The 22599-nt window shown below is 63.9% G+C and carries 17 protein-coding genes; 14 read left to right on the plus strand and 3 right to left on the minus strand.

Going from position 1 to position 22599, the window contains the following annotated elements:
• Window positions 1-134: 134 nt before the first annotated feature.
• Entirely contained in the window at window positions 135-725 is a 591-nt protein-coding gene (locus tag OZ411_RS05070) for an XRE family transcriptional regulator (protein ID WP_282527073.1), read from the minus strand.
• Window positions 726-1044: 319 nt separating this feature from the next.
• On the opposite strand from OZ411_RS05070, the gene adh reads away from it, so the two are divergent.
• The 10 genes from adh to OZ411_RS05120 all read left to right on the plus strand — a co-directional run bounded on the left by adh (window position 1045) and on the right by OZ411_RS05120 (window position 11387).
• The gene (adh, locus tag OZ411_RS05075) at window positions 1045-2562 is read left to right on the plus strand and encodes an aldehyde dehydrogenase (RefSeq protein ID WP_282527074.1); all 1518 of its coding nucleotides are present in this window, start codon (window positions 1045-1047) and stop codon (window positions 2560-2562) included.
• 202 nt (window positions 2563-2764) lie between these two features.
• A complete protein-coding gene (gene pdhA / locus OZ411_RS05080) occupies window positions 2765-3787 on the plus strand; it encodes a pyruvate dehydrogenase (acetyl-transferring) E1 component subunit alpha (RefSeq protein WP_282527075.1) in 1023 nt (340 codons plus the stop codon).
• Window positions 3788-3824: 37 nt separating this feature from the next.
• On the plus strand, window positions 3825-5225 hold the full coding sequence (locus tag OZ411_RS05085; RefSeq protein ID WP_130581732.1) for a pyruvate dehydrogenase complex E1 component subunit beta: 1401 nt from the start codon (window positions 3825-3827) through the stop codon (window positions 5223-5225).
• 3 nt (window positions 5226-5228) lie between these two features.
• The gene (locus OZ411_RS05090) at window positions 5229-5534 is read left to right on the plus strand and encodes a DUF5076 domain-containing protein (protein ID WP_282527076.1); all 306 of its coding nucleotides are present in this window, start codon (window positions 5229-5231) and stop codon (window positions 5532-5534) included.
• 2 nt (window positions 5535-5536) lie between these two features.
• Complete coding sequence (locus OZ411_RS05095) at window positions 5537-5989, plus strand: nucleoside deaminase (protein ID WP_130581730.1); 453 nt, start codon at window positions 5537-5539, stop codon at window positions 5987-5989.
• A 96-nt stretch (window positions 5990-6085) separates the two neighbouring features.
• A complete protein-coding gene (locus OZ411_RS05100) occupies window positions 6086-7456 on the plus strand; it encodes a pyruvate dehydrogenase complex dihydrolipoamide acetyltransferase (RefSeq protein ID WP_282527077.1) in 1371 nt (456 codons plus the stop codon).
• A 3-nt stretch (window positions 7457-7459) separates the two neighbouring features.
• Entirely contained in the window at window positions 7460-7645 is a 186-nt protein-coding gene (locus OZ411_RS05105; RefSeq protein ID WP_028167551.1) for a hypothetical protein, read from the plus strand.
• Window positions 7645-9066 (plus strand): dihydrolipoyl dehydrogenase, encoded by a 1422-nt coding sequence (gene lpdA, locus OZ411_RS05110; RefSeq protein WP_130579135.1) that lies wholly within the window; start codon window positions 7645-7647, stop codon window positions 9064-9066. Before OZ411_RS05105 ends, lpdA begins: the two co-directional genes overlap by 1 nt.
• A gap of 18 nt (window positions 9067-9084) precedes the next feature.
• On the plus strand, window positions 9085-10326 hold the full coding sequence (locus tag OZ411_RS05115; protein ID WP_282527078.1) for a threonine synthase: 1242 nt from the start codon (window positions 9085-9087) through the stop codon (window positions 10324-10326).
• A gap of 92 nt (window positions 10327-10418) precedes the next feature.
• Window positions 10419-11387 carry a tripartite tricarboxylate transporter substrate binding protein BugD gene (locus tag OZ411_RS05120; RefSeq protein ID WP_130579139.1) on the plus strand — a complete coding sequence of 323 codons (969 nt, stop codon included), beginning with the start codon at window positions 10419-10421 and terminating at the stop codon, window positions 11385-11387.
• A 264-nt stretch (window positions 11388-11651) separates the two neighbouring features.
• On the opposite strand, the gene OZ411_RS05125 is transcribed toward OZ411_RS05120, so the two are convergent.
• Window positions 11652-13856: a lytic transglycosylase domain-containing protein gene (locus tag OZ411_RS05125; RefSeq protein ID WP_282527079.1), complete on the minus strand. Its 2205-nt coding sequence runs from the start codon at window positions 13854-13856 to the stop codon at window positions 11652-11654.
• A gap of 892 nt (window positions 13857-14748) precedes the next feature.
• Here OZ411_RS05125 and ilvD point away from each other — a divergent pair.
• Complete coding sequence (ilvD, locus tag OZ411_RS05130) at window positions 14749-16473, plus strand: dihydroxy-acid dehydratase (protein WP_282527154.1); 1725 nt, start codon at window positions 14749-14751, stop codon at window positions 16471-16473.
• On the plus strand, window positions 16460-17299 hold the full coding sequence (locus tag OZ411_RS05135) for a tetratricopeptide repeat protein (protein ID WP_028165610.1): 840 nt from the start codon (window positions 16460-16462) through the stop codon (window positions 17297-17299). Before ilvD ends, OZ411_RS05135 begins: the two co-directional genes overlap by 14 nt.
• An 82-nt stretch (window positions 17300-17381) precedes the next feature.
• Here OZ411_RS05135 and xth read toward each other — a convergent pair whose 3' ends face one another.
• Complete coding sequence (gene xth, locus OZ411_RS05140) at window positions 17382-18173, minus strand: exodeoxyribonuclease III (protein ID WP_130579143.1); 792 nt, start codon at window positions 18171-18173, stop codon at window positions 17382-17384.
• Window positions 18174-18339: 166 nt separating this feature from the next.
• Between xth and OZ411_RS05145 the strand changes: the two genes are divergently transcribed.
• The gene (locus OZ411_RS05145; RefSeq protein WP_282527080.1) at window positions 18340-19473 is read left to right on the plus strand and encodes an efflux RND transporter periplasmic adaptor subunit; all 1134 of its coding nucleotides are present in this window, start codon (window positions 18340-18342) and stop codon (window positions 19471-19473) included.
• Between the two features lie 3 nt (window positions 19474-19476).
• Window positions 19477-22599 carry an efflux RND transporter permease subunit gene (locus tag OZ411_RS05150; protein WP_282527081.1) on the plus strand — a complete coding sequence of 1041 codons (3123 nt, stop codon included), beginning with the start codon at window positions 19477-19479 and terminating at the stop codon, window positions 22597-22599.

The raw sequence follows: 22599 nt of genomic DNA on the forward strand, positions 1-22599 counted from the left end.
AGTACGGCAAGGCGCCTGCGACGGCGCGCCGACGCCCATCAATTGACCGAAGTGACTGAAAAAGCAGCTTTGGCCGCGGCATCGGTCACGGCGGATCACGACGCGGATAGGAGATTAGTTTCCACTTCAGTGGATCACGATCGTACCTTCGCGGTGTCGATCACGAGGAAATACTCGCATGGCGTCTTGCCGAGATTGAGGAACGAATGGTCGGCATCCGCCTGGAAATAAAGGGAATCCCCCTGATTGAGATTGACGCGCTGATCGCCGATCGAGACCCGCATCCGTCCGCGCAGCACGAAGATGTACTCCTCCACGCCCCGGCGATGGGCCACGAAGGTTCCGGTTTCCGCTTCCGGCGGCAGCGTGTTGAGCACCCAGTCGATCCCGCGCCCGGGAAGCACCGGAGAAATACACCGCCGCAGGAAGCCGGATTCCTCGTCCCTCAGGATCGGCTGGCGGGCGGCCGGGATATAAACGATCTCGCGTTCGACCGCGGGCGCCATCAGTTGGGAGAACGTGACGCCCAGAGCTTCCGCCAGCTTGGACAGGATCACCGTGGAGGGAACCGTCTCGCAGCGCTCGATCTTGGAGATCATGGAGCGGCTGACACCGGACGCCTCGGCGAGCTGTTCGAGCGAGAAGTTGTTCTTCTTCCGGAAATGACGAATCTCTTCGGCGAGAACCGAAAGCTGAGAACTGTCACTGGGATCTAAAGTGCTCAAACCGGTAATCCTTTTGATGAGCACTACTCTTACGGATTCAGAATGGTAAGGGCAATCTGGAGGTTGGATGGCGGCACTCGCTGTCCTCGCGGTTTATCTGCGCTTCGAGAGAAGTTTCTGGAAGCTCACGCAGCCCTATCGTCCTCCAGAATGAAACGCGTCGGTCCCCGCGTTCTGAGTGTCGCAAATCTGCGACAGGTTGGCGTCGTGTTCTGATGCCACCCCGCTGACATCCTTGCTTCCGCCCGACATGTTTTTCCTGCCATCGCGCGGCATGAGCCGGCGATGGTCAGCAATCAAACAACAGCGGGAGTGAAGCATGAACAAGCCTGAATTCCTCACGACATCGACGAACCCGTTCGCGGAGCGCTACGACAATTTCATCGGCGGCAAATGGGTTGCGCCGCGCTCGGGCAAGTATTTCGACAACGCCTCGCCGGTGACCGGCAAGGTGGTCTGCAAGATCGCGCGCTCGGATGCGCAGGACATCGAGCTCGCGCTCGATGCCGCACATGCCGCCAAGGACGCGTGGGGACGCCATAGCGTCGTGGAGCGGGCCAACATCCTCAACCGGATCGCCGACCGCATGGAGGAGAACCTGGAGCGGCTCGCGATCGCCGAGACCTGGGACAATGGCAAGCCGATCCGCGAGACCCGCGCCGCCGACGTGCCGCTCGCGATCGATCATTTTCGCTACTTCGCCGGCGTCGTGCGCGGGCAGGAGGGGAGCCTCGCCGAGATCGACCACGACACCGTGGCCTATCACTTTCATGAGCCGCTTGGCGTTGTCGGCCAGATCATTCCGTGGAACTTTCCGCTTCTGATGGCGTGCTGGAAACTGGCGCCCGCGCTTGCCGCCGGCAATTGCGTGGTGCTGAAGCCCGCCGAGCAGACCCCGGCATCGATCATGGTGTGGATCGAACTCGTTGCCGACCTGCTGCCACCAGGCGTCCTCAACATCGTCAATGGCTTCGGGTTAGAGGCCGGCAAGCCGCTGGCGTCGAGCTCGCGGATCGCCAAGATCGCGTTCACGGGCGAAACCACGACGGGCCGGCTGATCATGCAATACGCCAGCCAGAACCTGATCCCGGTCACGCTCGAGCTCGGCGGCAAGTCGCCGAACATCTTCTTCAAGGACGTGGCGGCGGAAGACGACGATTTCCTCGACAAGGCGATCGAGGGCTTTGTGATGTTCGCGCTGAACCAGGGCGAAGTCTGCACCTGTCCGAGCCGGGCGTTGGTGCAGGAACAGATCTATGAGCGCTTCATGGAGAAAGCGCTGAAGCGCGTCGCGGCGATCGAGCAGGGCGACCCGCGCAATCCCGCCACCATGATCGGCGCCCAGGCCTCGAACGAGCAGCTCGAGAAAATTCTTTCCTACATCGACATCGGCACGAAAGAGGGGGCCAAGCTCCTGACCGGCGGGGCCCGCGCGATGCTGCCCGGTGATCTCGAAGGCGGCTTCTATGTCCAACCCACCGTGTTCGAAGGCAACAACCGGATGCGGATCTTCCAGGAGGAGATATTTGGCCCGGTTGTGTCGGTGACCACGTTCAAGACCGATGAGGAGGCGCTCGCCATCGCCAACGACACGCTCTACGGCCTTGGTGCCGGCGTCTGGAGCCGCGATGCCAACCGCTGCTACCGGTTTGGGCGGGCGATCCAGGCCGGCCGCGTCTGGACCAACTGCTACCACGCTTATCCGGCGCACGCGGCGTTCGGCGGCTACAAGCAGTCGGGCATCGGCCGCGAGACCCACAAGATGATGCTCGACCACTATCAGCAGACCAAGAATCTGTTGGTCAGCTACAGCCCCAAGAAGCTCGGCTTCTTCTGATACGGGGGCGTGATGACGGCGCGGCGTCTGCCCGCGCCGTTGTCACGCAATGAAATTCCGAACAAACGCATCAATCGATAGTAATATTTTGATCTCCGCTGCACTGCGGCATAGCAATTGCCGTGCGACATCACGCAATCCTTCCCCGGCCGTTTGAGTTGGGATAGAGAGGGCCAAATCACCCCTCTCATCCGGAAATGCCATGGCCGCACCCAAGAAAAGCGTCACAAAGGAAGCAGGGCAGGAGAAGGGGGACGGCTCCCCGCCGGAATTCACCAAGGAGCAGGAACTCAAGGCGCTGCGCGACATGCTCCTGATTCGGCGCTTCGAGGAGAAGGCCGGGCAGCTCTACGGCATGGGCGCGATCGGCGGCTTCTGCCATCTCTATATCGGCCAGGAAGCCGTCGTGGTCGGCATGCAGATGACCCTGAAGAAGGGTGACCAGGTCATAACGGGCTACCGGGACCATGGCCACATGCTGGCCTGCGGCATGGATGCCAAGGGCGTGATGGCCGAGCTAACCGGACGCCGCGGCGGCTATTCCAAGGGCAAGGGCGGCTCCATGCACATGTTCAGCGTGGCCGAGCATTTCTACGGCGGCCACGGCATCGTCGGCGCGCAGGTCTCGCTCGGCACCGGGCTCGCCTTCGCCAACCGCTACCGGGAAAACGATTTCGTGAGCCTGGCCTATTTCGGCGACGGCGCCGCCAACCAGGGCCAGGTCTATGAAAGCTTCAACATGGCCGAGCTGTGGAAGCTGCCGGTGGTCTACATCATCGAGAACAACCGCTATGCCATGGGCACCTCGGTGACGCGCTCCTCGGCGCAAACCGATTTCTCCAAGCGCGGCATCTCCTTCAACATCCCGGGGCGGCAGGTCGACGGCATGGACGTGCGCGCAGTGAAGGCGGCAGGTGACGAGGCGGTCGCCTGGTGCCGTGCCGGCAAGGGGCCCTATATCCTGGAGATGCAGACCTATCGCTATCGCGGCCACTCGATGTCCGATCCGGCCAAGTACCGGACCCGCGAGGAGGTGGAGAAGGTTCGCCATGACCATGACCCGATCGAGCAGGTCCGCAACCGCCTGCTCGCCGCCGACGTCAGCGAGCAGGACTTGAAGTCGATCGACGCCGAGGTGCGCGATATCGTCAATGCCGCCGCCGACTTCGCGCAGCACGATCCCGAGCCCGATCCGTCCGAGCTCTACACCGACGTCTACCGCTAAGCGCAGACTGAATACGAAAGAGTATCCGGGAGCCGATATGCCCATTCAAGTTCTCATGCCTGCGCTGTCTCCCACGATGGAGAAAGGCAACCTCGCCAAATGGCTGAAGAAGGAAGGCGAGCCGATCAAGTCGGGTGACGTCATCGCCGAGATCGAGACCGACAAAGCCACCATGGAGGTCGAGGCCACCGATGAGGGCACGCTCGGCCAGATCCTGATCCCGGAAGGCACCGCCGACGTCGCCGTCAACACGCCGATCGCAACCATCCTGGCCGACGGCGAGAGTGCTGCCGATCTCGCCAAGGCCGTAAGCCCCGCGAAGCAGGAGAAGGCTGCCGAGTCCGCGCCTCCCGCACAGGCCAAGGCCGAAGCACCTGCGCCCAAGGCAGAAGAGAAAGTGCCGGCCGCACCGAAGGCCGTCAGCGAGCCTGAGCCCGAGGTGCCCGCCGGCACCGAGATGATCACGCAGACCATCCGCGAAGCGCTCCGTGACGCGATGGCGGAGGAGATGCGGCGCGATCCGGATGTCTTCCTGATGGGCGAAGAGGTCGCCGAATATCAGGGCGCCTACAAGGTGAGCCAGGGGCTGTTGCAGGAGTTCGGCGCGAGGCGCGTGATCGATACGCCGATCACTGAGCATGGCTTTGCCGGCATCGGCATCGGCGCCGCGATGGCGGGCCTCAAGCCGATCGTCGAGTTCATGACCTTCAATTTCGCCATGCAGGCGATGGACCAGCTCATCAACTCGGCGGCCAAGACGCTCTATATGTCCGGCGGCCAGATGGGCTGCTCGATCGTGTTCCGCGGGCCGAACGGCGCCGCCGCCCGCGTCGCGGCCCAGCACAGCCAGGATTATTCGTCCTGGTACTCGCACATCCCAGGGCTGAAGGTGATCGCGCCATTCTCGGCCGCCGACTACAAGGGCCTCTTGAAATCCGCGATCCGCGATCCCAATCCGGTGATCTTCCTCGAGAACGAGGTGCTGTACGGCCATTCCGGCGAGGTGCCGAAGCTCGACGACTATATCGTGCCGATCGGCAAGGCGCGCGTGGCGCGCAAAGGCCAGCACGTCACCATCATCTCCTGGTCCAACGGCATGACCTATTCGCTGAAGGCGGCCGATGAGCTGGCCAAGGAAGGTATCGAGGCCGAAGTGGTCGACCTGCGCACGCTGCGCCCGATGGACACCGAGACCATCGTCGAGTCCGTGAAGAAGACTGGCCGCGCGGTGACGGTCGAGGAGGGCTGGCAGCAGAGCGGCGTCGGCGCCGAGGTTGCCGCCCGTATCATGGAGCATGCCTTCGATTATCTGGATGCGCCCGTTACGCGCGTATCCGGCAAGGACGTGCCGATGCCCTACGCGGCCAATCTGGAGAAGATGGCTTTGCCTTCGGTCGCCGAGGTGGTGGAAGCCGCCAAGGCCGTTTGTTACCGGTGACGCATGGTAGGGCCGCAGGAACAGCCATTACCGCCTGACGTGATGGGTCGCGACGACGCGATCGAGGTGCTGCGCGCCTTTGTCGTCGACGGCGGGCTTTCCATCGCGTTCCAGCGCGCCTTCGAGGAGCCGGATACGTGGGGCCTGATGCTGGTCGACATCGCGCGCCATGCCGCACGCGCCTATGCACGCGAGAGCGAGTACACCGAGGAAGAGGCGCTCGCCCGCATTATCGACATGTTCCAGGCTGAGGTCGCGCGGCCGACCGATCCGGGCAGCACCACGCCGCGATCGAAACAGGGGCATTGATCGTGACCGTCGAGCAATACCACTACGACTTCATGGCGGAAGCGATCCGCGAGGCGGAGATCGGGATCTCCGAGGGCGGTTTGCCGATCGGCGCGGTGCTGACGCGCGACGACAAGATCATCGCGCGCGGCCATAACCGGCGGATGCAGGAGAAGAACGTCATCCTGCACGGCGAGATGTCGTGCCTGCGCGACGCCGGCCTGACCTCGTTCCATGATACGGTCATGTACACGACGCTCTCGCCGTGCTCGATGTGCGCCGGCGCGATCGGATTGTTCAAGCTGAAGCTCCTGGTCATCGGGGAGTCCGTGACGTTCCCGGGCAGCAAGGACATCCTGACGCAGTTCGGCATTCCCTTCATCGATCTTGCCGACACGAGGTCGATCGACATGATGAAGAACTGGCGCTCGGATCCCGCCAACGAGCGCACCTGGCAGGGCGATATCGGCAATTGAGGCGTCCTCTGCCCACACCGATCCGCCCACACGATTCCGGCAGGTTTCCTCAAGCGACGGAAGCCGCCATGCAAAAGTTAGCTTTGTGAGGTCACCATGCCCATCAACATCCTGATGCCCGCGCTGTCGCCTACCATGGAGAAGGGCAATCTGGCCAAATGGCTCAAGAAGGAGGGCGACAAGGTCAAGTCCGGCGATGTGATCGCGGAGATCGAGACCGACAAGGCGACGATGGAAGTCGAGGCGGTCGACGAGGGCACCATCGCCAAAATCCTGGTGCCTGAGGGTACGCAGGACGTCCCGGTCAACGACGTGATCGCGGTGATGGCCGGCGACGGCGAGGACGTGAAGGCGGCAGCGAGCGGCGCAGGCGCTGCACCGCCGAAAGCCGCTGAGGCGCCTGCCGCAAAGCCCGCTCCAGCACCGGCGCCTGCGCCGGCCCCCGCCCAACCGGCGCCGGCACCGAAAGCTGCGGCGCCTGCTGCAGCCCCGGCACCCGCGCCGCAAGCCGCGGCACCGGCGCCCCAGGGCAACGGCCACGCCCGCATCTTCTCGTCGCCGCTGGCGCGCCGTCTTGCCAAGGGAGCCGGCATTGAGCTCGGGCGCATCAACGGCACCGGGCCGCACGGCCGCATCATCGCGCGCGACGTCGAGGAGGCGAAATCCGGCAAGGGCCTGAAGGCGCCGCCGGCTGCGCCCAGCACGACGCCGTCGATCGCGCCGTCAATGTCGGATCAGCAGATCCTCGCGCTGTTCGAGCCGGGTTCTTATGAGATCGTGCCGCATGACGGCATGCGCCGCACCATCGCGCAGCGCCTGACCGCGTCGATCCAGCAGATCCCGCATTTCTATCTGACGATCGACTGCGACATCGGCAAGCTGCTCGCCGCCCGCGAGGAGATCAACGCCGCCGCGCCGAAGGATGCCGATAAGAAGCCGCTCTACAAGCTCTCGGTGAATGACTTCGTTATCAAGGCGATGGCGGTCGCGCTGCAGAAGATCCCGAACTGCAATGTGAGCTGGACCGAAGGCGGCATGGTCAAGCACAAGCATTCCGACATCGGCGTGGCGGTGGCGATGCCGGGCGGCCTGATCACGCCGATCATCCGGAAAGCGGAAACCAAGACGCTGTCGGTCATATCGAGCGAGATGAAGGATTTTGCCGCCCGCGCCCGTGCGCGCAAGCTGAAGCCGGAAGAGTATCAGGGCGGCACCACCGCCGTCTCCAACCTCGGCATGTACGGCATCAACCACTTCACCGCCGTGATCAACCCGCCGCATGCGACGATCCTCGCCGTCGGCACCAGCGAGGAACGGCCGGTGGTGCGCAATGGCAAGATCGAGATCGCCAGCATCATGAGCGTGACGCTGTCCTGCGACCATCGCGCGATCGACGGCGCGCTCGGCGCCGAGCTGATCGGCGCCTTCAGGCAGCTCATCGAAAACCCCGTCATGATGATGGTGTGATGCGTGACGTCTAACGCATTGCTCTATGGTCCCTATGTTCTTGCAATAGCGCTGGCGATTGCTGCGCTGATCGTCCGCGCGCGTGATCTGGCATCGACGACCCAGTTCCGGATCATGCTGGGCGGCGCCGGGCTGCTTGCGCTTGGATGGACCGGATTCCTGGTTGCTCTCGCTAGATCGGATTTGTGATGGCTGACACTTCCTTCGACGTTATCATCATCGGCGCCGGCCCCGGCGGCTATGTCACCGCGATCCGCGCGGCGCAGCTCGGCTTCAAGACCGCGGTGGTGGAAAAGGCTTATCTCGGCGGCATCTGCAACAATTGGGGCTGCATCCCGACCAAGGCGCTGCTGCGCTCGGCGGAAGTCTATCATCTGATGCAGCACGCCAAGGACTACGGGCTGTCGGCGGAGAACATCTCGTTCGATCCGAAGGCGGTGGTGCAGCGTTCGCGCAACGTGGTGAAGCGGCTGAACGATGGCGTCGGCTTCCTGTTCCGTAAGAACAAGATCACGACGATCTGGGGTGAAGCGACGATCGATGCGCCCGGCAAGCTGACGGTCAAGAAGTCTTCCGTCGAGGCGCCGAAGGGCGCGCTCGGTGAGGGGACCTACCAGGCAAAACACATCATCATCGCGACCGGCGCGCGGCCGCGCGTGCTGCCGGGACTCGAGCCCGACAAGAAGCTGGTCTGGACCTATTTCGAGGCGATGGTGCCGGACAAGATGCCGAAATCGCTCTTGGTGATCGGCTCCGGCGCGATCGGCATCGAGTTTGCCTCTTTCTATCGCACCCTCGGCGCGGAGGTGACGGTCGTCGAAGTGCTGCCGCAGATCTTGCCCGTAGAGGACACCGAAATCGCGAAATTCGCGCACAAGGCGTTCGAGAAGCAGGGCATCAAGATCTTCACCAATACCAAGGTGACGAAGCTCGACAAGAAGAGCGACAGCGTGGTCGCGACCATCGACGACGGCAAGGGCAAGCCGCAGACCATCGAGTTCGACCGCGTGATCTCGGCCGTCGGCGTGGTCGGCAATGTCGAAGGCATCGGGCTGGAGAAGCTCGGCGTGAAGGCCGAGCGGGGCATCATCGCCATCGACGGTTATTGCCGGACCAACGTCCCCGGCATCTATGCGATCGGTGACGTCGCTGGCCCTCCGATGCTCGCGCACAAGGCCGAGCATGAGGGCATCATCTGCGTCGAGGCGATCAAGGGCCTGCATCCGCACCCGATGGACAGGAACATGATTCCCGGCTGCACCTATTGCTATCCGCAGGTGGCGTCCGTCGGCATGACCGAGGCCAAGGCCAAGGAAGCCGGACGCGACATTCGTGTCGGCCGCTTCCCCTTCGTCGGCAACGGCAAGGCGATCGCGCTCGGCGAGGACCAGGGCATGGTCAAGGTGATCTTCGACAAGAAGACCGGCCAGCTTCTCGGCGCCCACATGGTCGGCGCGGAGGTCACCGAGCTGATCCAGGGCTATGTGATCGCCATGAACCTCGAGACGACAGAGGAAGAGCTGATGCACACCATCTTCCCGCATCCGACGCTGTCGGAGATGATGAAGGAAGCGGTGCTGGACGCCTATGGGCGCGTCCTCAACATGTAACGGAAGGGACGGCGAATCGTGAAAGACAACGACAACCTCACCATCGAACGCCCGACCTTCGTCACCCATCTCGAATGCGCGATGGAGGGCGACCGCTATCCCGCCGACCAGGTGCACAATCTCTCCAAGGCCGGCAAGCCGCTGCTCGTGCGCTACGACCTTGCGGGCGTGAAGAAGGCGCTGAGCAAGGATGCGCTGAAGGAGCGTCCCGCCGAGATGTGGCGGTATCGCGAATTGTTGCCGGTGCGCCAGTGCAAGGACATCGTCAGCCTCGGCGAGGTGACGACGCCGCTGATCCGGCTGCCGAAGCTCGGCGCCAAGCTCGGCGGCGGCGAGATCATCGTGAAGGACGAGGGGCGGCTGCCGACCGGCTCGTTCAAGGCGCGCGGGCTTGTCATGGCGGTGTCGATGGGCAAGGCGCTCGGCATCAAGCACATGGCGATGCCGACCAACGGCAATGCCGGTGCTGCGCTCGCCGCCTATGCCACCGCCTGCGGCATCAAGACCACGATCTTCTGCCCGGCCGACACGCCGGAGGTGAATGTCAGTGAGATCGAGCTGCAGGGCGCGACCGTCTATCGCGTCAACGGCCTGATCGACGATTGCGGCAAGATCGTCGGCGAGGGCAAGGCCAAGGTCGGTTGGTTCGACACGTCGACCCTGAAGGAGCCGTACCGGATCGAGGGCAAGAAGACGATGGGGCTCGAACTCGCCGAACAACTCGGCTGGGACGTGCCCGACGTGATCTTCTATCCGACCGGCGGCGGCACCGGCCTGATCGGCATGTGGAAGGCCTTTGCCGAACTGGAGGCGATCGGCTTCATCGGCAGCAAACGCCCGCGCATGGTCGCGGTGCAGGCCTCCGGCTGCGCCCCGATGGTGCGTGCTTTTGAAGCAGGCACCGAGCATGCGACACGCTGGGAAGACGCGCACACCATCGCCTCCGGCATCCGCGTGCCACAGGCGATCGGAGATTTTCTGATCCTGCGCGCGGTCCGCGAGAGCAAAGGTTTCGCAATTGCGGTCGATGACGAGAAGATTTCTGCTGCGCTGAGCGAAGTCGCGCGCGAGGAGGGGCTGTTGCTTTGCCCCGAGGGCGCGGCCACTTACGCCGCCTACAAGCAAAGCCTCGCCGACGGACGCGTCACGAAAAACGATCGCGTGATGCTGTTCAATTGCGCGACAGGCCTTAAATATCCGCTGCCGCCGGTCACGCGCACGCTCGATCGTTTCAAGCCGATCGACTTCGCGCAATTCTAAGGAATTAGAAAAAAGCGGGGGCCGTTCTGTTGAGTTGACCATGTCCAAATAAGAACAAGCCGAGCACGGCTTTCTTTACAGGGGAGGGAGCGATGCGAAGAATAGTTCTGGCGATGCTGGCAGTTCTCTTGTTCGGCGGCACCGCCGTCGCCCAAAACTATCCTTCGCATCCGATCACCGTCATCGTGCCGTTCTCGGCTGGCGGGCCGTCGGATGCGATGGCGCGTATCCTCGCCGAGCGGATGAAGGCCTCGCTCGGTGAGACCCTCCTGATCGAGAACGTGACGGGGGCGGGCGGCTCGATCGGCGTCGGCCGCGCGGTGCGCTCGCCGGCGGACGGCTACACCATCTCTTTCGGCCATCTCGGCACGCATGTCGCCAACGGCGCCGTCTACAAGCTCGGCTATGACCTCGTCGCCGATCTCGATCCCGTGGTGCTGCTGCCGAGCAACCCGATGATCATCGTCAGCAAGAATGCGATCCCCGCCAAATCGCTGAGCGAATTGTTGGCCTGGCTGAAGTCGCGCCCGTCGCCGCCGACCGCGGGCACTGCGGGCGCCGGCTCCGGCAGCCACATCGCCGGGCTCTATTTCGAGAACGTCGCCGGCATCAAATTGCAATATGTGCCCTATCGCGGGACAGCGCCGGCGTTGAACGACCTTGTCGCGGGACAGATCGACATCATGATCGATCAGACCTCCAACTCGATCAACCAGGTCCGCGGCGGCACCATCCGCGCCTATGCCGTGACCGACGACAAGCGCGTCGACTCCGCGGCCGAGGTCCCAACCACCGATGAAGCCGGCCTGCCGGGCTTCCACATGACGCTGTGGTCCGGCCTCTGGGTACCCAAGGGTACGCCGAAGGAGATCGTCGCCAAGCTGAATGCCGCGGCGGTGGAGGCGCTGAACGATTCCGCGGTCGTGAAGCAGCTCGAAAACCTCGGCCTGCGCATGCCGCCGAAGAACCAGCTCGCGCCCGAAGCCCTCGGCGCCTGGCAGAAGGCCGAGATCGCAAAATGGTGGCCGATGATCAAAGCCGCCGACGTGAAGGTGGATTGAAATCGTAGCGAGTAGCCCGGGTGAAGCGAGGCGCAACCCGGGACACCTCCATCAACGTGTACGAGCGGCCCCGGGTTACGCTGACGCTCCACCCGGGCTACGAAGCTCGCGCGCTGCCGCACGTGAGATCCTCATCCTGAGGAACCTGCGAAGCAGGCGTCTCGAAGGATGGGCCGCCGCGGGCCAGATAGGGGCCTCATGGTTCGAGACGCGCTGCGCGCTCCTCACCATGAAGGTCTGGCAGAGCGCGAGCCGCAACGGAAATCACTGCGCAGCGCCTGCAGCCGCGGTCGCCGGTGCCGCGGCGTTCGTCTCCTGCGTAACCACGCGTTGATCGGTCTTTGTTGCCACCGCCGTGCTGCTGTTAAAGCGCTCGCGGTAGACCAGCAAGTTCTCCATCACGCGCTGCACATAGTTGCGCGTCTCGGAGATCGGAATGCGCTCGACCCAATCGACCGGATCCACGTTCGGATCGCGCGGGTCGCCATAGGCCTTCACCCAGTCGCGGACCCGGCCGCGGCCGGCGTTGTAGCCGGCGAACGTCATGATGTTACAGCCCTTGTAATCTGCGAGCAGCGCGCTGAGCTCGGCGGCGCCCATCTGGGTGTTGTAGACGGGATCGGAAACCATCCGGTCCCAGTCATAGGTCACGCCGAAGCGCTTGGCGGTGTCGCGGCCGGCTTCCGGCGTCACCTGCATCAGGCCGACGGCATTGGCCGGCGACTTGTCGCGCTGATCGAACGCGCTCTCGGTGCGCGCCACCGAATAGATCATGCTGCGCTCGATCTCGGGCGCGACCTGGGTATGTTGGGGGATCCCGATGGTCGGGAAGGCGTATTGATCGAGTGCAAGGCCGCGCCCCAGCGCCAGCTTGCCGAGCTGCAGCATGGTGGCCGCATCGTTGCGGCGGGCGGTGAGCTCGCCGAGCGCGTTGAGCATGGGGACATCCGTGCTCTGCTCGCCGAGATCGGCGGCGAAATACAGCACCACGTCGCGTTCGCCGATCTGGTAGAGCATATCGGCGGCGCGCACGCGCTCGTCTGCAGCCGCCGCATCGTCGGCGGCAGCAGGCGAGGGCGCCCGCAGCTCGATCGCATCAAGGCCGAGCTTGGCGCGCGCGAGCTGTCCGTAATAGGCGGTCGGGTAGCGCGCGGCAGCTTCGTAGCTGGCGCGCATCGCGTCCTTTTCTCCGAGCGCTTCGGCGGCGCGGCCGCGCCAGTAGTTGGCGCGCGCCAGCACGATCGGATTGGCCGCGCCTTCGTCGATGCGCGCGAAATGCGTCGCCGCAGTCACGGGATCGTCGAGATAGCGCAAGGCGATCCAGCCGCACGTGGAGTGGAAATCAGCACGGTAATATTCGTTGGCCGGCAGCGCGGCGGCGGCGACAACCTGGTATGCGGTCTGGAACTTGCCCTGATCGAGCAGTTTGCGCGCCAGCGAGCGCCGCTCGCGCCACCATTGATCGGTGTCCTGCAGCGCCATGGTCTCGGGCGCGGCTGATAGCACCAGGTCCGCCGCGTCATCAACCCGGTTCTCGCCGAGCAGCCACTGCAGGCGGCAAAGCGTGTAGCCGAGATCCTTGCGGGCCTCAGTCGCGACATCGTTGAGCTGGTCGAGCGCCTTGCTCGATTTCGCGGCCACCGCGCCGCAGGCCTTCACGATCGCAAGCTCGTCGCTGCCAAGCCGTTGCGCCGCGCGCTTGGCGCCGGCAAGATCCCTGGCGCCGATCCGCTTGTCCATGCGCGCGCGGTGATCCTCGCGGGTGAGGAGATCGCCGAACAGCTCATATGCGTCGCCCTCCAGCCGATCCGACAATTCATCCGAGCGCCAGGCGTCGCCCACCAGACGCGCAGCTCCATCTCGGTCGCCTTCGGTCAGGAGCACCCGCGCCAGCGCGAATTTGCCCTTGGCGCTGGTGGGCCGATCGCGGGTGAAGCGATGAACCGTGACCGCGTCGCTGCGCTCCTGCCACAGCCGCCCCTCGGCCTTGCGGCGCAATAGCGCCATGCTCGGCCAATCCGGATTGGCGGCCATGAACCCCACATAGCGGCTGAAATTCGCCGTCGTCTCCGTGTGGCGCAGGATGTACCATTCGACCAGCTTCTGGCCCGCCGGGTCGGTGATCTTGTCTCTGGTGGCGGTCGCCTCTTCCGTCTTCGCCTTGCGCGCCAGATCGATCCCGTCTTTCACCAGTGCGAGATCGCCTGACAGTGCCGGCGTCGGCGCAGGAGCTTCCTTCGCGGATGCGTCTTTCGATTTCTTCGACTTGCGGCGCGCATCGGCGTGCTTGCCACGTCCGCGTTTTCCGACTGAGGCATCACGCTGGTTGCGCCCCTTCGTCGCCTTCGCGTCGTTCGTCTTTTTGATGTGCGCTTGCTTGTGGCTCGAGCGTGCCGTCGCATCCGTCGAGAATAGCGCGAGCACAGCCACGGTGAGGAGACAAGACAGCGAACGTAAGCACTGGTTCATTCCATGGTCCCCCTGCGAACCATTAGACAAACCAAGTCGCAAACCGTGCGGCTTGAGTGACCTAAGGTTATCACAGCGTCGATTCGCAACTGTCGCGCTCAAGCCACAGAGCGCAAAAAACGCTGACGTGAATGGAACTCTAACCGCGGTTGAATTGCGGACTGATCGAGATGGAACTTCGCATCTGCCAATGATCGCGTCGTCGTGTGATGCTTCCCACCGGACAGACGCGAGCGGCGCGAACTCAGCCGACAATCTTGGCCAAAGAGAGGTGAAGCGAGGTGTAACCTCGGGCGCATCGCCTCGCGAGAACGGGAACTCGCCTCCTCACTTCAGTGTCATGCCCGCGAAGGCGGGCATCCAGTAACCGGCGGCGTCCGAACGCAGGCACTGCCTGCTGTCGAATACTGGATCGTCCGCCTTCGCGGACGATGACAGCGGAGAGGGGAGAACTGTCCCTGGCTTGACCAGGATCCATAACTACAGGCGCTGGTGATGCGCCGAGCGGGTGGCCGCTTGCTAGCGTCACGTCAACCTCTGGTCGTTATGGGACCTCGCTTTGGCAGCGACCACAGAGCGAGAATCGCCGAGCCAAACCCACTACGTGGCCAGAATTGCTTCTCCTGTGATGCCAGTCGCGTGCCCAAAAAACGCCTGCTAGGCGCCAGGAACCCGTCCAAATGGTTGCTGCGGGGCAACGTTTGTTGCGATGAGGCAACAGTTCTCTAAGATTTAACCGTTTGATCAGCCGGGTGTTGCACGCGCCGCTTTTTGGCCACACCCCTGCATGAAATGATGCTTCGTAAGGCTAAAGCCACGGCACTCGCGAAGCGAAGGGAAGATCACCATTTCCCGGGTCAAGGCAGAGATGGCTAGGGAAACTGGGTTCGCGATGGACGCCAAGACCAATCTCAAGAACAGGCTGCCAAGCCGCCACGTGACGGAGGGCCCCGAGCGCGCCCCGCACCGCTCGTATCTCTATGCCATGGGGCTCACCACCGAGCAGATCCACCAGCCGTTCGTCGGCGTGGCCTCCTGCTGGAACGAAGCCGCGCCCTGCAATATCTCGCTGATGCGCCAGGCTCAGGCGGTGAAGAAGGGCGTGGCCTCCGCCGGCGGCACCCCGCGCGAATTCTGCACCATCACGGTCACCGACGGCATCGCCATGGGCCATGACGGCATGCGCTCGTCGCTGCCATCTCGGGAATGCATCGCCGATTCGGTCGAGCTGACCGTCCGCGGCCACGCCTATGACGCTCTGGTTGGCCTCGCCGGCTGCGACAAGTCGCTGCCGGGCATGATGATGGCGATGGTCCGCCTCAACGTGCCCTCGATCTTCATCTACGGCGGCTCGATCCTCCCCGGTAATTTCCGCGGTCAGCAGGTGACCGTCCAGGACATGTTCGAAGCCGTCGGCAAGCACTCGGTCGGCGCCATGTCGGATGCCGATCTCGACGAGATCGAGCGCGTGGCCTGTCCCTCGGCCGGTGCCTGCGGTGCCCAGTTCACCGCCAACACCATGGCGACCGTGTCGGAAGCGATCGGGCTCGCACTCCCGTATTCTGCCGGGGCGCCGGCGCCTTACGAGATCCGCGACGCGTTCTGCGCTGCCGCCGGCGAGAAGATCATGGAGCTGGTCGCCAAGAACATCCGGCCGCGCGACATCATCACCCGTAAATCCCTGGAGAACGCCGCGGCCGTGGTCGCGGCCTCCGGTGGCTCGACCAATGCCGGGCTGCATCTGCCGGCGATCGCCAATGAATGCGGCATCAAGTTCGATCTGTTCGACGTGGCGGAAATCTTCAAAAAGACTCCCTATGTCGCTGATTTGAAGCCGGGCGGCCGTTATGTTGCCAAAGACATGTTTGAAGCTGGCGGCATCCCGCTGCTGATGAAGACGCTGCTCGATAACGGTTACCTCCACGGCGATTGCCTGACCGTGACGGGCCGAACGATCGCCGAAAACCTCAAAAGCGTGAAATGGAATCCGCATCAGGACGTGGTCCGTCCGGCGGACAAGCCGATCACCGTCACCGGCGGTGTCGTCGGCTTGAAGGGTAATCTTGCGCCGGAAGGAGCGATCGTGAAGGTCGCGGGCATGTCGAACTTGAAGTTTACCGGGCCTGCCCGTTGCTTCGACCGCGAGGAGGACGCCTTCGAGGCGGTCCAGAAGCGGACCTATAAGGAAGGCGAGGTCATCGTCATCCGCTATGAGGGGCCGAAGGGCGGTCCGGGCATGCGGGAAATGCTGGCAACGACGGCGGCGCTGACCGGGCAGGGCATGGGCGGCAAGATCGCGCTGATCACCGACGGCCGGTTCTCGGGCGCCACGAGAGGCTTCTGCATCGGTCATGTCGGGCCGGAAGCCGCCATCGGCGGACCGATCGCGCTGCTTCAGGACGGCGACATCATCGAGATCGACGCGGTGGCCGGGACTCTTAACGTAAAGTTGAGCGACGCCGAGCTCGCCGAACGCAAGACCAAATGGGCCCCTCGCGCGACTAACCACACATCTGGTGCGCTGTGGAAGTATGCCCAGCAGGTCGGGCCTGCGGTGGATGGCGCGATCACCCATCCGGGTGGCGCGCACGAGAAACAGTGTTATGCGGACATTTGAGCGTACGATTATTGCGTTGATTTTAGGGGCCATTCCGGTGGCGGGCCCCGGATTCGCGTTTGACGGCGCCCCGGTCAATCCGTCGGACGCCACGCTGCCGATGGTTTCCCCTCAGCCCAGCGCTGGGGGCGGATTGAAGCGGATCGCGGTTCCGCCGCCCACGGCGAACGCCGCCAATTCCACGAGTTCCTTCTCGTCGCTGCAATTTGCCGCAGAGGGCGGCCATCCCGTCGCCCAGTGGAAGCTTGGCCGGATGTATGCCGAAGGCGACGGTGTCGCCCAGGACGATCTGCGCGCCTTCGAATATTTCAGCCGCATCGCCAATGCGCATGCCGAGGACAGCCCGTCGGCGCCGCAGGCGACGATCGTGGCCCAGGCCTTCGTGGCGCTGGGGCGCTATTACCTCAACGGCATTCCGAACTCGAAGATCAAGGCGGACACCGACCGGGCGCGGGAGATGTTCTCCTATGCCGCGTCCTATTTCGGCAATGCCGACGCCCAGTATGACCTCGCCCGGCTCTATCTGAAGACGCCGGACGCCTCGCGGGAAGATTTCCGCTATGGCGCGCGCTGGCTCGGGCTTGCGGCCCAGAAGGGCCAGCACCAGGCTCAGGCGCTGCTCGGCCAGATGCTGTTCAACGGCGACAGGCTGCCGCCGCAGCGGGCCCGCGGCCTGATGTGGCTGACGCTCGCCCGCGACAGCGCTGCTCCCGACGAGATGTGGATCAAGGAAAGCTATAACCGCGCGTTCGCCAAGGCCTCCGACGACGACCGTGCGATGGCGCTGCAGATGCTCGAGCACTGGGTGCAGGGCCGCCGCGACTAGCCGAGATTGGGTCGCATTGCATCCTCCGCGATTGGATGCCGCACTTCCTCTTGCGTTAGCGAGGAGGACGACAGTGCCGTTCTTACGCAGCCTCGAAGTCGAGATCGGCCCACACCGGCACGTGGTCTGATGGTTTTTCCCAGGCGCGGACGTAGCTGTCGACCCCGACATGGGTCAGCCGGTCGCTGGCTTGGGGCGACATCAAGAGGTGATCGATCCGCAGGCCCCAGTTCTTCTGCCAGGCCCCGGCCTGATAGTCCCAGAACGTGTACTGGCCGGGCGCGTCGGTGACGGCGCGCAGCGCGTCGGTCAGGCCGAGGCCGAGCAGGGACTGGAACGCTTCGCGGGTGGTCGGGCGGAACAGGGCGTCTTCCACCCAGGCCGGCGGGTTGTAGACGTCCGACGCCGCCGGGATCACGTTGAAGTCGCCGGCAAGGATCAGTGGCTCTTCCGCTTTAAGTCGCTCCCTCGAATACTCAAGAAGCCGCGACATCCATTTGAGCTTGTAGGGATATTTGTCGCTATTCGCCGGGTTGCCATTGGGCAGATAGAGGCAGGCGATCCTGAGCACGCCGTGCTTGTGGGTGACGACGCCTTCGAGGAAGCGGGCGTGGGCATCCTCATCATCGCCGGCGAGGCCCGACTTGGTCTCGTCGAACGGCAGCTTGGAGAGCAGGGCGACGCCGTTGAAGGTCTTTTGTCCGTGGGTGACGACGTTGTAGCCGAGCGATTCAATCTCCAGCCGCGGAAACGCTTCGTCGGTGCATTTGATTTCCTGCAGGCAGACGATGTCGGGGGAGCACTCCTTAAGCCAAGTGAGGAGGAGCTCGAGCCGCTGCCGGATCGAATTGACGTTCCACGTCGCGATGCGCATGAAGGGGACCTAAGTCGTAGCCACAATTTCGGCCGTTGGCATACCATGTGCCGCAGGGCTGTGATAACGATTTAAGAATTAATGGCGCAAAATGCGCCGTCGAGGGGCTGGCAGGGGCAGGATTGGGTCGTCACGGCCGTTGCGGGCCGGCGGACGAGCAAAAAGCATGAAGAAAAGAAATTTGATCCTCGTTGCAGGCGTCATCGGCATCGTTGCCGTGGCCGCCTACGCCACCCGCTCTTCGTGGCTCGCCGGTGGTGGCGCGAGCGCGCAGGCGCCGCAGCGGCCGCGCGCGGTTTCGGTCGAGCTCGCCAAGGCGGAGCGGCGTTCGGTGCCCGTCGATGTCGACGCCATCGGAACAGTGACGCCGATTGCCAGCGTGGCGCTGAAGTCACGGCTGGAGACCACGATCATTGGCGTGCATTTCGAGGACGGCGCCAAGGTCAATGAGGGCGACCTCTTGTTCACGCTCGACGCGCGGCAAATCGACGCCCAGATCGAGCAGGCGGAGGGTGTGCTGGCCAAGGACCAGGCCCAGCTCGAGGGCGCGCAGCGCGATCTCCGCCGCTACAACGATCTCGTCGCCAAGGGCGCGACCACCCAGGTCAATGTCGACAACGCCAAGACCCAGTCCGACATCCTGATCGGAACCATCAAGGCCGACCAGTCGGCACTGGAGAATTTGCGGGTCCAGAAAAGCTACACTGTCATCCGCGCGCCGTTCGCGGGCCGCATCAGCGCCGCCAATGTGAAGGTCGGCAATTTCGTGCGCCCCGCCGACACCCAGCCGCTCGCCACCATCAACCAGATGGCGCCGGTCTACGTCACCTTCGCGATTCCGCAGCGCGTGCTGGTCGACCTCCGCGACGCGATGGTGAAAAGCGATTCCAAGGTGATCGCGACCGTCCCCGGGCACAAGCGCTCGGAAGAGGGCAAGGTCGCGATGGTCGAGAACACGGTGGACTCGACCACGGGCATGGTGACCGTCCGCGGCATCATGGACAATGGAAATGAGACCCTGTGGCCGGGCATTCTGGTGCAGACCAAGCTGATCATCCGTAACGAGGATGCCGTGGTGGTTCCGACAGTCGCGGTCCAGCGCAGCCAGAACGGCAACTATGTCTTCGCCGTGAAGGACGGCGTGGCCAAGGTCATGCCGGTCAAGGTCGACCGCACCTTCGGCGGCTTCTCGGTGATCGCCGAGGGGCTCTCCGGCGGCGAGGACGTCGTCGTCGACGGCCAGTTGCTGTTGTCGGACGGCACGCGGGCCGAGCCGCGCGCCCGCAAGGCCGGGGCGTGAGCGATGTCGCTGCCCGAACTTTGCATCCGGCGACCGGTGATGACGACGCTGATCACCGCGGCGATCATCGCCTTTGGCATCTTCGGCTTCCGCCTGTTGCCGGTCTCGGCGCTGCCGAAAGTCGATTTCCCGACCATTGCGGTGACCGCGACGCTGCCGGGCGCGAGCGCCGACACCATGGCGGCCTCGGTCGCCGGCATCATCGAGCGGCAGCTCTCGACGATCGCGGGCATATCCTCGATGTCCTCGAACTCCTCGCAGGGCACGAGCGTCATCACCATCCAGTTCGATCTCAACCGCAACATCGATGCCGCGGCGCTCGACGTGCAGACCGCGCTGACGATCGCGCAGCGCCGGCTGCCGATCGAGATGACGACACCGCCGAGCTTCCGCAAGGTGAACCCTGCGGACTTCCCGATTCTCTTCATCTCGCTGAACTCGGCGACGCTGCCACTCTCGGCCGTCAACGAGTATGGCGACATCACCGTCGGCCAGGCGCTGTCGCAGCTTCCGGGCGTCGCCCAGGTCCTGATCTACGGCGCTCAGAAATTCGCGATCCGGGTCCAGGCCGACCCCGTGGCCGCGGCGGCGCGCGGGGTGTCGCTCGAGGACATCAGGACCGCGGTGTCGCGCGCGAATTCCTCGACCCCGGTCGGAACGCTGAACGGGCCGAAGCAGGACGTCGCGCTGCAGGCCTCCGGCCAGATGGACAAGGCAGCCGACTACCGGCAGATCTATGTCGCCTGGCGTAACGGCTCGCCGGTCAGACTCGATGAAATCGCAAAGGTCTATGACAGCGTCGAGAACGACAAGGTCGCGACCTGGCTGAACGACGAGCGTGCGATCGTGCTCGCGATCCAGAAGCAGCCCGACGCCAATACGGTTGCGGTGGTCGATTCCGTATTGGCGAAGCTGCCGGCGCTGCGCGCCTCGATCCCGCCCTCGGTGACCATGCAGGTGATGATGGACCGCTCGGTCTCGATCCGGCAGGCGGTCAGCGACGTCGAGGAAACCCTGTTGATCGCGATCGGGCTGGTCATCCTGGTGATCTTCCTGTTCCTGCGGTCGCTGTGGGCCACTTTCATTCCGGCGCTCGCGGTTCCGATCTCGCTGCTCGGCACCTTCGCGGCGATGTATGCGCTGGATTACTCCGTCAACAACATGACGCTGCTGGCGCTGACATTGTCGGTCGGCTTTGTGGTCGACGACGCCATCGTCATGCTGGAAAACATCGTCCGCCACATCGAGCGCGGCAGGCGACCGTTCGAGGCGGCACTGAAGGGCGCGCGCGAGATCGGCTTTACCATCATCTCGATCACCTTCTCGCTGATCGCCGTGTTCATCCCGGTGCTCCTGATGGGCGGCATCGTCGGCCGCGTATTCCGTGAATTCGCGGTGACGATCTCGATCGCGATCATCGTGTCCGGGTTCGTCTCGCTGACCTTGACGCCGATGCTGTGCGCGCGCGTGCTGCGCGCCCATGACGAGACCAAGCGCCCGAATGTCGTGCTGCGGGCGTTCGAGGCGATGTTCGACGCCTTGCTGCGGGCCTATGAATGGGCGCTCGACTGGGTGCTGACGAAAAAGGCGCTGATGCTCGCGGTCACCTTGGCGACGCTCGCCGGCACCTTCTATCTCTACATGATCGTGCCGAAGGGCTTCTTCCCGCAGGAGGACACCGGCTTCCTGATCGGCGTGACCGAGGCTGCGACCGACACGTCATTCGAAGCGATGAAGGTGCGCCAGCAGGCGCTGGTCGACGTGCTTCGGACCGACCCTGCGATCGACTACGTCAACTCGACCGTTGGTTCCGGCGGGCCCAACCCGACAGCGAATTACGGCCGCCTGTTCATCGCGCTGAAGCCGCAGAAGGAGCGCGACAACGCTAGCGTTGTGATCGGACGGCTGCGCCAGAAGGCCCGCGCCATCCCGGGCATGCAGGCATTCTTCCAGAGCGTCCAGAACCTCAACATCGGCGGCCGCGTTTCCAAGAGCCAGTATCAATATGTGCTGCAGAGCGGCGATACCGAGTCGCTATACCGGATCGCGCCTGAGATGCGCGACAAGATCGAGAAGATTCCGGGCCTGCTCGACGTCACCACCGATCTCTACATCAAGAATCCGCAGATGACGGTCGACATCGACCGCGAGAAGGCCGCGGTCTACGGCGTCACCGTCGATCAGGTGCGCAACCAGCTCTACAACGCCTATGGCGCACGCCAGGTCGGCACCATCTACATGCCCTCAAACGACTACCAGATCATCCTGGAGGTGCAGCCGGAGTTCCGGGTCGATCCGTCCAATCTGTCCAAGCTCTACATGAAGACCGGGAGCGGCCAGACCATTCCGCTCGATGCCGTCGCAAGACTGGTGCCGTCGGTCGGGCCGTTGCAGATCAACCACCAGGGCCAGCAGCCGGCGGTGACGATCTCGTTCAACCTCGCGCCCGGCACTTCGCTGGGTTATGCGGTCGACCAGATCACGGCGCTGGAGCAGAGCTCGAACCTGCCGGCGACGATCGCGACCGGCTTCTCCGGCACCGCGCAGGTGTTCCAGGATTCGCTGCGGGGGCAGGGCGTGCTGATCCTCGCCGCGGTGTTCGCGGCCTTCGTGATCCTCGGCATTCTCTACGAGAGCTTCATCCACCCAATCACGATCATCTCCGGCCTGCCGTCGGCCGGCATCGGCGCGATCCTCACCTTGATGCTGTTCAACATGGAGCTGTCGGTCATCGCGATGATCGGCATCGTGATGCTGGTCGGCATCGTCAAGAAGAACGCGATCATGATGGTCGACTTCGCGCTCGAGCGTCGTCGCGTCGGCCTGAGCGCCGAACACGCCATACGTGAGGCGGCGTTGCTGCGCTTCCGCCCGATCATGATGACGACGTTTGCCGCGATCTTCGGCACGCTGCCGATCGCACTCGGTGCCGGCGCCGGCGCCGAACTGCGCCAGCCGCTCGGCGTCGCCGTGGTCGGGGGGCTCTGCGTCTCGCAACTGCTGACGCTGTTCATCACGCCGGTGATCTATATCTATCTCGACCGCATCGACCGTCGGCTGCGCCGCAGGCTCGAGCCGCAGGAGGAGGGTGGCGAGGATCGGCCGCACGTGGTGGCGGCGGAGTGA

The sequence above is a fragment of the Bradyrhizobium sp. Arg237L genome, assembly GCF_029990105.1.
Taxonomy (GTDB): domain Bacteria; phylum Pseudomonadota; class Alphaproteobacteria; order Rhizobiales; family Xanthobacteraceae; genus Bradyrhizobium.